At 66.6% G+C, this 13385-nt stretch carries 9 protein-coding genes and 4 pseudogenes; 9 read left to right on the forward strand and 4 right to left on the reverse strand.

The genetic code is table 11. The annotated features are described in order from the left end of the window. Positions 1 to 151: 151 nt before the first annotated feature. The gene (locus tag QM806_RS19490) at positions 152 to 907 is read left to right on the forward strand and encodes a sulfite exporter TauE/SafE family protein (protein WP_005561832.1); all 756 of its coding nucleotides are present in this window, start codon (positions 152 to 154) and stop codon (positions 905 to 907) included. On the opposite strand, the gene QM806_RS19495 is transcribed toward QM806_RS19490, so the two are convergent. After that, positions 857 to 2083: a PucR family transcriptional regulator gene (locus QM806_RS19495; RefSeq protein WP_283292506.1), complete on the reverse strand. Its 1227-nt coding sequence runs from the start codon at positions 2081 to 2083 to the stop codon at positions 857 to 859. The two genes, QM806_RS19490 and QM806_RS19495, sit on opposite strands and share 51 nt — an antisense overlap. A gap of 179 nt (positions 2084 to 2262) precedes the next feature. On the opposite strand from QM806_RS19495, the gene QM806_RS19500 reads away from it, so the two are divergent. From QM806_RS19500 to QM806_RS19515, 4 genes and pseudogenes are all read left to right on the forward strand, one after another. Next, a complete protein-coding gene (locus QM806_RS19500) occupies positions 2263 to 2520 on the forward strand; it encodes a DUF3311 domain-containing protein (protein WP_242322415.1) in 258 nt (85 codons plus the stop codon). Continuing rightward, positions 2517 to 4013 (forward strand): sodium:solute symporter family protein, encoded by a 1497-nt coding sequence (locus QM806_RS19505; RefSeq protein WP_182624172.1) that lies wholly within the window; start codon positions 2517 to 2519, stop codon positions 4011 to 4013. The genes QM806_RS19500 and QM806_RS19505 overlap by 4 nt, the downstream gene beginning before the upstream one ends. Beyond that, a complete protein-coding gene (locus QM806_RS19510; protein ID WP_242322416.1) occupies positions 4013 to 5617 on the forward strand; it encodes an amidohydrolase in 1605 nt (534 codons plus the stop codon). Before QM806_RS19505 ends, QM806_RS19510 begins: the two co-directional genes overlap by 1 nt. A gap of 69 nt (positions 5618 to 5686) precedes the next feature. Next, positions 5687 to 5991: pseudogene (locus QM806_RS19515) on the forward strand (DNA ligase-like domain-containing protein); the annotation flags it as partial. A gap of 14 nt (positions 5992 to 6005) precedes the next feature. On the opposite strand, the pseudogene QM806_RS19520 reads toward QM806_RS19515, so the two are convergent. From QM806_RS19520 to QM806_RS19530, 3 pseudogenes are all read right to left on the reverse strand, one after another. Then, a pseudogene (locus QM806_RS19520) lies at positions 6006 to 6412 on the reverse strand (MerR family transcriptional regulator). 44 nt (positions 6413 to 6456) lie between these two features. Beyond that, positions 6457 to 6759, reverse strand: a pseudogene (locus QM806_RS19525) (STAS domain-containing protein); the annotation flags it as partial. 63 nt (positions 6760 to 6822) lie between these two features. Then, a pseudogene (locus tag QM806_RS19530) lies at positions 6823 to 8088 on the reverse strand (IS256 family transposase). Between the two features lie 1374 nt (positions 8089 to 9462). Here QM806_RS19530 and QM806_RS19535 point away from each other — a divergent pair. The 4 genes from QM806_RS19535 to QM806_RS19550 all read left to right on the forward strand — a co-directional run bounded on the left by QM806_RS19535 (position 9463) and on the right by QM806_RS19550 (position 13384). Beyond that, positions 9463 to 10521 (forward strand): beta-keto acid cleavage family enzyme, encoded by a 1059-nt coding sequence (locus tag QM806_RS19535; protein ID WP_283292511.1) that lies wholly within the window; start codon positions 9463 to 9465, stop codon positions 10519 to 10521. Between the two features lie 147 nt (positions 10522 to 10668). Next, the gene (locus QM806_RS19540) at positions 10669 to 12006 is read left to right on the forward strand and encodes an MFS transporter (RefSeq protein ID WP_242322417.1); all 1338 of its coding nucleotides are present in this window, start codon (positions 10669 to 10671) and stop codon (positions 12004 to 12006) included. 14 nt (positions 12007 to 12020) lie between these two features. Continuing rightward, positions 12021 to 12620: an RBBP9/YdeN family alpha/beta hydrolase gene (locus QM806_RS19545; RefSeq protein ID WP_169694535.1), complete on the forward strand. Its 600-nt coding sequence runs from the start codon at positions 12021 to 12023 to the stop codon at positions 12618 to 12620. Further along, a complete protein-coding gene (locus tag QM806_RS19550) occupies positions 12617 to 13384 on the forward strand; it encodes a CoA transferase subunit A (protein WP_210460781.1) in 768 nt (255 codons plus the stop codon). Before QM806_RS19545 ends, QM806_RS19550 begins: the two co-directional genes overlap by 4 nt. The last annotated feature ends 1 nt before the right edge of the window (position 13385 follow it).

The following is a 13385-nucleotide window of genomic DNA, read 5'->3' on the forward strand; positions in this document are numbered from 1 at the left end:
CGAGCACGTGGCCCCCGGCGCAGACGCCGGGGGCCACGTCCCGTGCCGTCCTGGTACCGACGATTCGACGTCGTCTGGACCTGTCGCTTCACCGCCGCTACCCCCACACTTCTGACGGAGACAACGGCGAACGAAAGCGGTGCAACAGGGTATGGCGGCAACGGTGTGGGATCTGTCGTTGCCTGCCCTCCTCTTCGCGCTCGGCGTCGTGGTGGCCGGCGGTGTCGTCCGCGGTTTCGGTGGTTTCGGTGGCGCGATGGTGTGGGTCGCGGGACTCGTCGTCCTGCTCCCGCCGACGTCGGTGATCCCAACCGTGTTCGTCCTCGAGGTCGTCGCGAGCGCGGCGATGCTGCCCCAGGTGTGGCGGCAGGTGCACTGGAAGTCGTTGCGCTGGTTGTTCGCCGGCACCCTGATCGGTATGCCGCTGGGGATGTGGGCGCTCACGCAGCTGTCCGGTGACCTGGTGCGCGTGCTGCTGGGTGTCGCGATCATCGGCTCCGCCGTCGCCATGGCCGCCGTCCCCGACCGGCAGTCGCTGCCCGGCCCCGGGGTGACCACGGTGACGGGTGTGGCGTCCGGTCTCCTCAACGGCGGCTTCGCGCTCGGTGGCCCGCCCGCCGTCCTGATGTACTTCTCCGCGTCCACCCACGTGGCGGCCGGACGCGCCTCGCTCGTCGTGTTCTTCCTCGTCATCGACGCGTTCGGCGCCGCGGGGTCGGCTGCCGGTGGTCTCCTCACCGTGCCCGTCCTCGCGCAGATCGTCCTGTTCACGCCGCTCTGCATGTTCGGCGCCGCCGCGGGGAAATGGCTGTTCGACCGCACCACCGCCCAGCAGGTCCGTCAACGGGTGCTGTGGCTACTCGGCTTCCTCGGCGCCGCCGTCCTCGTGCAGGTGGCGTTGCGCTGACCGCGTTTCCCGGGAACTCGAATCCCCCGAATCGCGCTGGAACAGTCTCAGACTCGACACCGACCGTTGCAGGCCGTCGAGAGTCCGGGGATCCCAGCCGGTCAGCTGCTGCCAACGGTCGAGCCGGTAGGTGATCGAGTTCGCATGCAGGTGGATGTCCCGCCCGGCCGCGCTGATGGAGAACCCGTTGCGGGCGAAGGCCGCTACCGCCTCGACGAGGTGCGGATGGTCCGCGGCGACGGCGACACCCGGCTCCAGCAGCGTGGCGAGCTCGTCGCGATGGTCCGCCAGGGTGGCGGCAACCCATTCGTCGGCGAAACGGACCACCTCACCGGTAGGCGAGGCCAGATGCAGGACCCGGCGCGCGTCCGTGATGCTCATCGCCGCGCCGGCCAGGCCGGGGCGGCCCAATCCGACTCCGACCGTGGTGCCCGGGTGACCGAGCCGGACCTCGCGGATGATGTCGTCGACCGGTGCGCGCTGGCTCAGGGCGATGATGACGGTGTCGTGCCCGCTGCATTGAGTGGTGCCCGGGATCGTGTCCAGGGTGCGTTGCAGCCGTTCGAGCTGCGCTTCCGACCACTCCTCCGCGGCGACGCACACCGCTTGGAACTCATGCTGCGCGGTGAAACCCAGCGCCTCTGCCAGCTCGCGCACATCGCGGTGGTCGCCGTCGACCGACCTCGCGAGGGCCTCGAAGAACCGGTATCGCACCCCCGCGCGGATGGCCTGTTCGCTTCGGGTCGCGTCGGTGTGTCCGACAGCGACCGCGCTGGTGGCAGTGTGGACGAGGTCCCACATCATGCCGCCTGCGCGCAGCAGGTCGGTTGTCGGCTCGGCGGCTGTGGCCACCATCGTGTTCCACAATTCGCGGGACGCGATGTGGTACGTCTCGATGACGTCGGACAGTGGCAATCCCTGCATTGCCCGGCGCCGCCCGAGCTGACGCGAACGCTCGAGGACGTCGTCGGCGAGAGGCTCGCTCTCCGCGAGGGCGCGCAACGTCGCCGCGAGCTGCCGCCTGATGTATCCGCGCTGCTCGTCGATCGGTACGGCGGCGTACGACTGCAACTCGGCGCGAATCTGACCCACCGCTCGGTCGGTTACCGATTCGATCTCCTCCGAGACCTGCCGGCACAGCCGTTGGATCGTGTCTTCACCCACGGACTCGGGCACCCTCTCCCTCGCATTCCGCACTCCCGTGAAATTCACGAACCGCCGCGACGTTTTCCGGGATTCGCCCATGGCCCGAGGGGAGTGATTCAGCCCACACTAGTGCCAGAGTGCACGTCGACCGGCACCGGACCCAACCCGCGACGCCGGTGGACGCAGTCGGAATAGGAGACAAAACAATCATGTCCAACGAGGCAAAAAGCGCCTTACTCGCGATAGGTGTCCCGTTCGCCGGGGTTCTGGGCGGCATCGTCGCCCTGGCCGGATCCACGTCCACGGTCTTCGGAGTCCCCATCCTGTTCGCGTGGTTGTTCCTGTGGATGCCGCTCACCTCGCTGTGCCTCCATCTCGCCTGGAAGCTATTCGACCGCAAGGACTTCGAAGCTGCCGAGCGCGCCGAATCGGCCGCTACGAGCGCTCGGACGGGAGACCAGTTATGACCGCGGCCTTCTTCACCCTCGTGCTCGTCCTCGCCCTCGGGGCAGGCGTGCTGTCGCGGCGCGGCAGCAAGAAGGAGATCTCCGACTACCTGGTGGGTGGCCGGTCGTTCGGTCCGCTGCTGGTCTTCATCCTGGGAGCGGGCGAGGCGTACAGCATCGGCACCCTGATCGGTTTCCCCGGCGGCGTGTACGCGCACGGGGCGAGCTACGGCGTCTGGTTCATCGGGTACATCCTGCTGGCCTACCCGATCGGATACTTCTTCGCGCCCTATCTCTGGCGGGCGGGCAAGAGATACGGCGCCATGACCCTGCCCGATGTGGCCGGGCGCCACTTCCGGTCGCGTGGGCTGGAATTGACGATCGCCATCGCTTCGGTCGTATTCCTCATCCCGTGGGGCCAGCTTCAGCTCGCCGGACTGCAGATCGCGCTGACCGGTCTGGGTATCTCCATCGACCCCACCGTCGCGGTGTTCGCCGGCGCAGCCCTTGCGCTGCTGTTCCTCATGCTGTCCGGGGTGCGCGCCCCCGCGTTCGTGTCGTACGTCAAGGACACCGCCCTGTTGCTCGGTGCCGTCCTGATCGGTCTCGCGGCAATGATCGAGACCGGTGGCACCGAGAAGCTGTTCGCCGCGGCGGCAGCCAGTGGTGGCGGCTCGGCCTCACACTCCACAGTCACCGGGTCGTCACTGACGTTCGTCCTGACGACGATCGTGTTCCAATCGGTCGGGTTCTTCATCTTCCCGATCATCGTGCAGGCCGTGCTCGCGGCGAAGTCCGAGGCGACGATCAAGCGGGTCGCCAAGTTCAATCCGCTGTACATGCTCATGTACCCGTTCCTCGTCGCCGCCGCCTTCGGGGCGATCACGCTGCTGCCCACGAAGCTCGAGGGCACGGAATCCGACCAGGTGCTCCTGCAGTTGTCGCGACAACTGTTGCCCGACTGGCTGACCGGCGTCGTCGCAGGCGGCGCGGCCCTCTGCGCGATCGTGGTCCTGTGCGGGGCGGCCCTCGGAATCGGCGCGATCGTGTCGCGCAACATCATTCCCGGGATCCCGGAATCCCGCCAACGGGTCTGGGTGCGTGGAGTCGTCGTGGCGTACCTCGGGATCTCGCTCCTGCTCACCCTCGCGACACCTCAGCTCCTGCTCACCCTGGTCAACACGGCGTACTACGGCGTCACCCAGGCTGCGGTGGTCTTCGCGACGATGGTCTTCGGATGGAAACTGCGACCCGCTGCCCTCGCCATGGGCGTGGTGCTCGGCGACGTCGTGGTGCTGTGGCTGTATCTCGACAAGCACGGCCTCGTGTCCGCCTGGCTCGCCGAGCACGGTGTCAATCTCGGCGCGGCCGCCCTGGTCCTCAACATCCTCTTCGTGGTGTCGACGCGGGTGTTCTGGCCACCCACCGATCCCGTCCGTGGCCTTCGCGCCGACGGCCGAACGTCCGGCACCGCCGCGGGATCCGTGGCCGCACGCAGCGAAGTGGGTGCCTGATGTCCAGGACACTGCTCACCGCCGATTCCATTCACACGCAGGACCCGTCGTCGCCGACCGTCGAAGCGCTGGTCATCGACGGAGCCGACGTGGTCGCCACCGGCACCAGGAAAGACATGGCCGACTACGCAGGCATCGGGGCCCGCCGCCTCGACCTGCCCGGCGCCACGGTGGTCCCGGGTCTCATCGAATCGCACATCCACCCCACCTACGCCGGCCTCACCGACGGCTGGGCGGACTGCCGGACACCACCGTGCCGGTCGATCGCCGACATCCAGCAGGCGTTGCGCGCCGCGGCCGCCGGCAGCGGATGGATCAGGGGGTGGGGTTACGACGACACCCAGATCGCCGAGGGGCGGCATCCGACCCGGACGGATCTCGACGCCGTCAGCACCGACCGTCCGGTCATCGTCCTGCACATCTGCGGGCACTTCGCCGTCGCCAACACCGCCGCACTCGCGGCCGCAGGCATTGACGAATCCACGGTGCCGGTGGACGACCCGCTCTTCCCTCGCGGCGCCGACGGTCGACTGACCGGGATGGCGTGGGAAATCGATGCAGTGGCGAGGCTCACCGCGGCGGTTCCTGCGCTGACCGAGCAGGAGGTCAACGGCGCCTTGCTTCGCAGCCTGCTGTCGGCGCGGTCGCGGGGTATCACCACGATCCACGATCTCGGGGTGGGTCTCTCGGCCGGCGAGCAGGAGCTGACCGCCTACCGCTCGCTGGACGCGTCGGGTGAGCTACCGGTGCACGTCGTCGGGTTCCTGCGCGGTGACATGGCGCTCGAGGCCCTCGACGACCGGGGAGTCACGTTCGAGCACGCACCCGCGGCCGGCGCACGCTTCCGGCTGGCCGGCGCGAAGTTCTGGGCCGACGGATCGATCCAGGGGCTGTCCGCCGCACTCCGCACGCCGTACGCATGCGATCCCAGCCATCACGGCGACCTGCTCTACCCTCAGGCGCAGCTCGACGAGATGATCCTGCGGGTGCATCGTGCGGGTGGCCAGGTCGCCGTGCACGCCAACGGCGACGCGGCGGTCGGTGCCGCGATCACCTCGCTGAGGAGGGCACAAGCCACCGACGGCCGGGTGGGACGGCACCGCATCGAACACTGCCAGGTGAGCGCACCGAGCGACCTCGCCGCGATCCGGGAAGCCGAACTCGGGGTGAGTTTCTTCGTCAACCACGTCTTCTACTGGGGCGACCGCCACCGCGACCGGTTCCTCGGTGCCGAGCGTGCCGCCGAAATGGATCCCCTCGCCTGCGCCGACGAGCTGGGGCTGCGATTCGGACTGCATTCGGACTGCCCGATCACCCCGATGGATCCGCTGGCGACCATCAGGACCGCGGTCACCAGGATGACGAGGGGCGGCATGGTGCTCGGCGGAAACCAGCGGATCGGAGTGGATCGCGCGATCCGGGCCATGACCATCGACAGCGCGTACCTGGTCCACGACGAGACCCGTGTCGGCACCTTGACGGCCGGCCGTCGTGCGGACCTGGTGGCGCTCGACGGCAGCCTCGAGGATCTCGCGGACGGCACCACCGAAATCCCCCGTCCCGCAGTGGTCATGATCGACGGAGCGTCGGCGGACATGCGCTGACCCGAACAGCTGAAACGGAACCGGAACCCGTCTCCGCCGATCTGGCGAGGGCGGGTTCCCGCTACCGGCGGAAACTCCGGCGGTCAGGGGCCGGTGTTGTGGACCCGCAACTCAACGTGGGTCACCTCCTCGTACCCGGAGGTGACCGCGGCTTTGAGCGACGTGTTCGGCGGTCGCGGTCGCATCGTGCTTGACGGCGAGGTCGCGGTCCGTGCCCAGGGGTGGCCGTCGTTCGCGCGGTTGCAGAAGCGGACGAATACTCTGCGTCCGACTGCGTCCGACTGCGTCCGACTGCGTCCGACTGCGTCCGACTGCGTCCGACCACGGCCCTGCGGCGGCAGGTGCCGGTCACCTACCTGTCGTTCGACGTTCTTTACCGGACTACGAGCTACCCGGCCGCGTGGTCGGCGAGCAGCGCGGTCAACTCTTCGGCGTAGGCGACCTGTTTGCGGAGTTTGCGGCAGCTTTCCTCGGCCCGGGTGTGGCATTCGGTGACGAATGCCTGCGCTGCCGCCGATTCTCGCCGGATTGGGTGGTGTCGAGGATGTCGAGGGAGCCGAGGAGCTGGCGCATCTCGTCGAGGGTGAACCCGAGGGGCTTCATCCGCCGGATCACCAGCAGCCGTTGGACGTCAGCCTCGGTGTAGAGCCGGAACCCGCCGGCGCTGCGTTCGGACGGCGTCACCAGGCCGACCTCGTCGTAGTGGCGGATGGTCTTGATCGACAGTTCGGTGCGTTCGGCGACCTCACCGATCTGCATGTGCCGATCCGTCGACACCTCGATGCGACCTGTCATCTCGTCACTCCTCCGCCTCTCTCCCTGCTTTCCGGACCATGATGTCAGTGACCGGCGCCCATCTGCCCGCTCAGGCGCACGTGCTGCTCGGAGGAGGCCGCGTTCAAACCGACGATGGTGACGGTCTTGCCCTTGGCGGCGTATCTGGTGGTGATCGCGTCGAGGGTCCCGACGGTGGAGGCGTCCCAGATGTGCGAGTCGGACAGGTCGATGACGACGTTTTCCGGGTCTCCGACGTAGTCGAACTGGTAGATCAGGTCGTTGCTGGAGGCGAAGAACAGTTCGCCACGGACGGCGTAGACGCGGGTGTCCTCGTCCGGGTGGGCGATGTCGACGACCTCAGTCAGGTCAAGTCCATGGGGGTGGTGTAAGTGGTGTAAGAGGGTCGTGCGTGACTCCTCGTTGGTGAGTTAGGCAGTCAAGGCCGGTGTCACCTCCTCGGTGGACTCGGTGCTGCTGTCGGTGGGCTTGTCGTTGCGGGAGCGGGCCAGAACGTCCAGGCCGAGATAGCGGCGCCCTTCGATCCACTCGTCGTGTTGCTCGGCCAGGACCGCCCCGACGAGCCGGATCAGGGCGGTACGATCCGGGAAGATTCCGACCACATCGGTTCTCCTGCGGATTTCCTTATTGAGGCGCTCCTGCGGATTGTTGCTCCAGATCTGTTTCCAAATCTGCTTGGGAAATGCGGTGAACGCCAACAGGTCCGGTCGTGCTGCGTCGAGGTGGTCGGCGACCCTCGGCAGCTTCTCCGACAGTGCGCCGATGATTCGATCGTATTGGGCATGAACAGAATCCGCGTCGGGTTGGTCGTAGACCGAGTGCAGCAACGTCTTCACCCAAGGCCACGATGCCTTCTCCGGTCACCGCCATGCCCCCAAGCACTACGTGCTGCCACGCCGCGCCCGACAGGGTCCCACCGATCGCCGCCACCAACCCGGCGTGCGCATCGGAGGTCACCAACCGCACCCCGGACAGGCCGCGGGCGACCAGCGACCGGAAGAACGCCAGCCAGCCGGCACCGTCCTCGGACGAGGTCACATCCACGCCCAGGATCTCGCGGTAGCCCTCGGCATTCACCCCGACCGCGACCAGGGTGTGCACACTCACCACCCGACCGTTCTCCCGCACCTTGAGCACCAGGGCGTCGGCGGCGACGAACGTGTACGGCCCGGCATCGAGCGGGCGGCTGCGGAACGCCTCGACCTGGGTGTCGAGGTCCTTGGCCATCACGGACACCTGCGACTTGGCTCCCCCAAGCACTTCGTGCAGGGCGGTACCCCCAGGCCGGTGATGCCCAACGTGTCGACGAGCCGGTCCATCCGCCGGGTGGAGACCCCGAGCAGGTAGCAGGTGGCCACCACCGAGGTCAGGGCCTTTTCGGCGCGTTTGCGACGCTCGAGCAACCAATCGGGGAAGTACGAACCGGACCGCAGCTTGGGGATCGCCACGTCGAGGGTGCCGACGCGGGTGTCGAAGTCGCGGTGCCGGTATCCGTTACGAGAGTTGGTGCGCTCCTCGGAGCGTTGTCCGTAGCCGGCGCCGCACAGTGCGTCGGCCTCGGCGCCCATCAGGGTGTGAATGAACGTCGTCAGCAGCTCGCGCAGCAGGTCGGGGCTTGCACCGGTGAGTCGGTCGGTCAGGATCTGCTGCAGGTCGATATCGTGGGCACTGGTCATCGCGTGGTCCTTCATCGAGTGACTTTGGTAGGTCTCTCGAAGAGTCACGCGATGGCCACCTTCGTTGGCTACGACACGCCGGTCAGATGCGGAACCGGTTCATACACCATCTTCATGGACGCAACCGATCGCCCGCTGCAACGGAGTATCTCGCCACTTGTGACCGACGGGGCAACCACCACAGCATCTGGGTGCTCATCTCTGAAACCACACGCCCCCTCAAGGCTCACCATCGGTATCACTACCTCTGTTCTATCAAGACCCTCCATGCCCCGACCGAGACGCGCGCACGCATCCGACGGTAGGGAGCACATCGCCGTATCCCAGCAGCATCGTCGGCGAGCTAGGACTACCGATGACGCTGACCGGCGCCGAGGGGTGAATCGATGAACTTCGGGTCCACTTGGGAGAATGACCGCCCATGAAGCCCAGCCGTGTAAACGCAGTAGTCTCCGTCGTCGACGTCGAGGCCAACGTTGCCTGGTACACGACGTTTTTCGGCCGACCTGCCGACCGTCACTTGCCCGATCTCGCTGAATGGCGGCTCACGGGCAACCGGATCAGAATTACGGCGCACAACCCGTAGACGCAAACCGCACAATAGCGCCAAATCCACTGCAAGAAAGGGTTTTTCGAAGAACTGATAACAATTACTATGTCAATCTGAACACCCAGGGGGCGAAACGGGCTGAGCGCAGTTCTGCGGTCACCCCACCGGTTCCGTTCCCTGGGTCTGCACGTCCTTGACATGCGCAGGGCTTCCCGAATCCCCATCCTTCCCATGGTGAGCTCTCCAGGGATGCAGCAGGTGGTGCCGATGGTCTTAGCGCACCTCCGATCGTCCTACGACCTGCATGCCACCACCCTTACGCCAAAGTGACCCATGGGGAGGCGCTTCGCTGGCATTCGAGCTTCCCGGTCAACATTGGCCCATCTCGGCCGAAACCGCATGAGCGCCTTCCTGCACGAACAGGGTCAGTCTTGGCCTTCGCTATACCGGCAGACCGGAGAAACGGCGCTCCACGGCGAACCTGCCAGTTTCGGAAGTCGATTGCACGGACCCCTGGGGGTCGGGTTCGCCTCTTCGCGCAGTGGAATTCCGACACTTTCTAGTCAAGAGGGCTATGCACAAGAACTGCAGGCATCCATTAGGCCAGGACCGACGAGCGACACCAACTCGCCCCAAATAGTCAAGTTTTATGTCCCATTTGGTCAAATGTCACCACGCTGCGCCCGCTATCGTGACATCCATCACCTCATGTGGGTGGGCCGGGAGATCGAGCATGAGGCCGCTCAGATCTCCGCTGGAAGACGTCACCGGTGGCATCCAGCCGTCCCGTGCCAGCCCCACCCCCTCTCGATTGGAGTTTCTTCATGCATTTTCACGATGATGCCCTGTTCCCGGAGAACCAGGACAAGCTCGTTATCACTGTCGCGCCGTACGGCCCGGAATGGGAGGTCGACGACTTCCCCGAGGACCTGCCGTTGTCGATGGACGAGCATGTCCAGCAGGCTGTGGACTGCTTCGAGGCCGGCGCGACCGTGCTGCACATCCACGTCCGCGAACTCGACGGGAAGGGCTCCAAGCGGCTGTCGAAGTTCAACGAGCTGCTGGGCCGGCTGCGCGAGGCCGTGCCGGAGATGATCCTGCAGATCGGCGGCTCGATCTCCTTCGCCCCCGAGGGCGAGGGCGCGGAGGCGAAGTGGCTCAGCGATGACACCCGGCACATGCTGGCCGAGCTCGATCCGGCGCCGGACCAGGTGACGATCGCGATCAATACCGGCCAGATGAACATCATGGAGTTGATGACCGAGGGCGACACACGCGGAACGTCGTTGGCGCGCCCGGAACTGGTCGAAACCTATCGGGAAATGACTGTGCCTGCCGGCCCGAGCTGGGTGGAGGAGCATCTGCGCCGTCTGCAGGCCGCGGGTATTCAGCCGCACTTCCAGCTGGGAAGTATTCCGCAGCTCGAGACCGTGGAGCGTCTGGTTCGCCGGGGCTTCTACACCGGCCCGCTCAACATCACGTGGGTGGCGATCGGCGGCGGGCTGGACGGGCCGAACCCGTACAACATGATGGAGTTCATCCGCCGGGTCCCGGACGGCGCCTCGCTCACGCTCGAGACGTTGATGCGCAGCGTGCTGCCGATGAACACGATAGCGATCGCGATGGGCCTGCACGCCCGGTGCGGCAACGAGGACAATCTGTGGGCGCCGCGGGGCGGCAAGATCACCTCGGCGGAGCAGGTGCGCCAGTTGGTGCGGGTCGCTGGTGAGCTCGGCCGGGAGGTGGCCACCGCCAAGGAGGCCCGCGAGATCTACCGGATCGGTGAGAGCTACGCGGATGCGGACGAGACGCTGGCGCAGGCCGGTTACGCGCCGAATCGCCGGCCGGGCCAGGTCGGATTCACCCACTACGCCCAGCACTAGAACGCGTAGCACCACATCACCAGACGTTGGGGGCACGGTGACATCGTCCGTGCCCCCGACGCACTCCCCGTCCGAAGGACCAGCCGATCGGCCCCGCGCTTTCGACACAATCTCGAACTTCTCGACACAACCCCAAGGAACTAGCCCATGGTGCTGCAAGGTGAACCTATCGAGGTCAACACCCCAACTCTCACATCCAGCCGGAAGCGACGGATCTTCCCCTGGGTGGTCTTGGCACTGACCTTCGGCCTACTGCTGTCGGACTACATGTCGCGCCAGGTGCTCAGCGCCGTCTTCCCGATTCTGAAGGCCGAGTGGGACCTGTCCGACTCGCACCTCGCCTCCCTGAACAGCATCGTTGCGCTGATGGTGGGCTTGCTGACGTTACCTCTGTCGATCTTGGCGGATCGCTGGGGACGGGTCCGGAGCCTGGTCCTGATGGCCGTGCTGTGGAGCGTCGCGACGCTGCTGTGCGCGATCGCCACCAGCTACGAGCAGATGCTCGGCGCCCGCTTCCTCGTCGGTGTGGGCGAGGCGGCCTACGGCAGTGTCGGTATCGCCGTCGCGCTCACCGTCTTCGCGCCCCGCGTCCACGCGGCCCTCGCCGGAGCATTCATGTCCGGCGGATCGTTCGGTTCGGTGATCGGCGTCGCGCTCGGCGGGTTGATCGCGGTCCAGTTCGGCTGGCGGTGGTCCTTCGCCGCCATGGCGATCTTCGGCCTGATCTTGGTGGCGCTGTTCCGTGCCCTGGTTTCGGAGGGCAAGCTGGCCGGATATGCCGTTGAGGGCCCGCCGACCGCGATCGGCGACCCACACACGCCGGACGGTTACCGCGCCCCCCTGTCCAGCCTGTTCACCAACCCCGCCGTTGTGTGGACCTATGTAGGCAGCGGACTGCAGATGTTCACGGCAGCGGTCCTGCTGGCATGGATGCCGAGTTTCTTCAACCGGTACTACGGCCTGGCCCCAGACAGGGCCGGAGTGGTCGCGTCCGTGTTCGTGTTGCTCATCGGCAGCGGCATGGTGGTCTGCGGTGTCATCACCGACCGGGTCAGCCGCGAGAGCCCGGCCACGAAGTGGACCTCGGCGATCATCTACTGCGTCATCGCGCTGGGCTGCCTGGGGGTTGGGTTCAGCATGGGCAACGGCCCCGTCCAGCTGGTCCTGATCGGTATCGGCGCCTTCTTCTCGGCGGGCTCCTCCGGCCCGGCCGCCGCGATGGTCGCCAACCTCACGCACACCACCCTCCGCGCCTCCGCGATGGGTGTGGCCACTATCGCGAACAGTCTTCTCGGCCTGGCCCTGGGCCCCTTCGTCGTCGGGATCCTGGCGGACCACCTGGGCCTGCTCGACGCGCTCAGGCTCGCGCCGCTGGCATACATCCCCGCCGCCTCAGCACTGCTGCTGGGACGACGCCTATTCCCCGCTGGCTTACGCAAGCTCCAGCAGCTGCGGCGGGGCGGCGCCTCGAGCATCACCAACTAACACCGGAGACCGCAATGGCCAACCCTGTCCCCACCGACCACTCATCCCCCACAGTCGTGATCGTGCCCGGACTCCGGGACCACGTCGAAGAGCACTGGCAGACCTTGCTGGCGAACAGGCTCGACCGGGTCCGTATCGTGCCTCCACTCGAGAACGACAAGCTCAGTTTGAGCGCGCGCACAGCAGCCCTCGACGCCGTGACCGAGGACATCGACGGTCCGATCGTGCTCGTCGCCCACAGCGCCGGCGTCATGATCGCGGTGCACTGGGCTCAGCAGACGACCCGGCCGGTCCTCGGCGCCCTGCTGGCGACACCCCCCGACCTGGAACAGCAGCCCCCCGAGGGATATCCGACGCTCGAGGACCTCGACAGCAACGGCTGGCTGCCCATCCCCCGCCGCAAGCTGCCCTTCCCGAGCATCGTCGCCGCCAGCACGAACGATCCGCTGGCCAGCCGCCGCAGAGTGGCCGGCATGGCGGAGGCGTGGGGCGGTCGGCTGGTCGACCTCGGAGACGTGGGGCACCTGAACCCGGCCTCCGGGTACGGGAATTGGCCACAGGCAGAGAAGCTCATCGAGGAGCTGCTCGAGGTTCGGACGGTAGCCACCTCATGAGCAAGGTATTCGGCACAGCCTCCGCCGCGGTGGCAGACATCCAGGACGGAGCGTCCCTGGCGGTCGGCGGATTCGGCGCATGCGGCATTCCCGACGCGCTGATCAAGGCCATCGACGCGGCCGGAGCCACCAACCTCGAGGTGTTCACCAACAATTGCGGAGTGGAAGGCGTCGGGCTGGGAATCCTATTGGGGGGAAGAAAGATCCGCCGTGTAACGGCATCCTATGTGGGGGACAACCAGGAGTTCGCCCGGCAGTATCTCTCCGGAGAGCTCGAGGTGGAGCTGACCCCACAAGGCACCCTCGCAGAGAAGCTGCGCGCCGGCGGCGCCGGGATCCCGGCCTTTTTCACCCCCGCGGGTGTCGGCACCCCGATTGCGGGGGGTGGGCTGCCCTGGCGCTATCGCGCAGACGGATCCGTTGCGCTCGCATCGCCGCCGAAGGAGGTCCGCGAGTTCGCGGGCAGGAGGTATCTGCTCGAGGAGTCCATCAAGGCGGAGTACGCGCTGGTGCACGCGCTCGTCGGCGACACCGCGGGCAACCTCATCTTCAGCAAGGCCGCGATGAACTTCAATCCACTCGCGGCGATGGCCGCCAAGGTGTGCATTGCTCAGGTCGAGAGACTCGTCGAACCCGGTCAACTCGATCCGCACCACGTGCACCTGCCGGGGATATTCGTCGACCGGATCGTGCAGACCGGGCCGCAGGAAAAACACATCGAAAAACGCACCGTAACCACCGCCAACGGCATAAGGACCGCCTGAG

It is taken from the genome of Rhodococcus sp. IEGM 1351, assembly GCF_030056875.1.
Classification (GTDB): domain Bacteria; phylum Actinomycetota; class Actinomycetes; order Mycobacteriales; family Mycobacteriaceae; genus Rhodococcus_F; species Rhodococcus_F opacus.

What these genes read in the sequence shown, in the direction of transcription:
- QM806_RS19535 (WP_283292511.1), top strand. Translation starts at nt 9,463, where the DNA reads ATGCATTTTCACGATGATGCCCTGTTCCCGGAGAACCAGGACAAGCTC.
- QM806_RS19505 (WP_182624172.1), top strand. Translation starts at nt 2,517, where the DNA reads ATGACCGCGGCCTTCTTCACCCTCGTGCTCGTCCTCGCCCTCGGGGCA.
- QM806_RS19510 (WP_242322416.1), top strand. Translation starts at nt 4,013, where the DNA reads ATGTCCAGGACACTGCTCACCGCCGATTCCATTCACACGCAGGACCCG.
- QM806_RS19540 (WP_242322417.1), top strand. Translation starts at nt 10,669, where the DNA reads ATGGTGCTGCAAGGTGAACCTATCGAGGTCAACACCCCAACTCTCACA.
- QM806_RS19490 (WP_005561832.1), top strand. Translation starts at nt 152, where the DNA reads ATGGCGGCAACGGTGTGGGATCTGTCGTTGCCTGCCCTCCTCTTCGCG.
- QM806_RS19500 (WP_242322415.1), top strand. Translation starts at nt 2,263, where the DNA reads ATGTCCAACGAGGCAAAAAGCGCCTTACTCGCGATAGGTGTCCCGTTC.
- QM806_RS19550 (WP_210460781.1), top strand. Translation starts at nt 12,617, where the DNA reads ATGAGCAAGGTATTCGGCACAGCCTCCGCCGCGGTGGCAGACATCCAG.
- QM806_RS19545 (WP_169694535.1), top strand. Translation starts at nt 12,021, where the DNA reads ATGGCCAACCCTGTCCCCACCGACCACTCATCCCCCACAGTCGTGATC.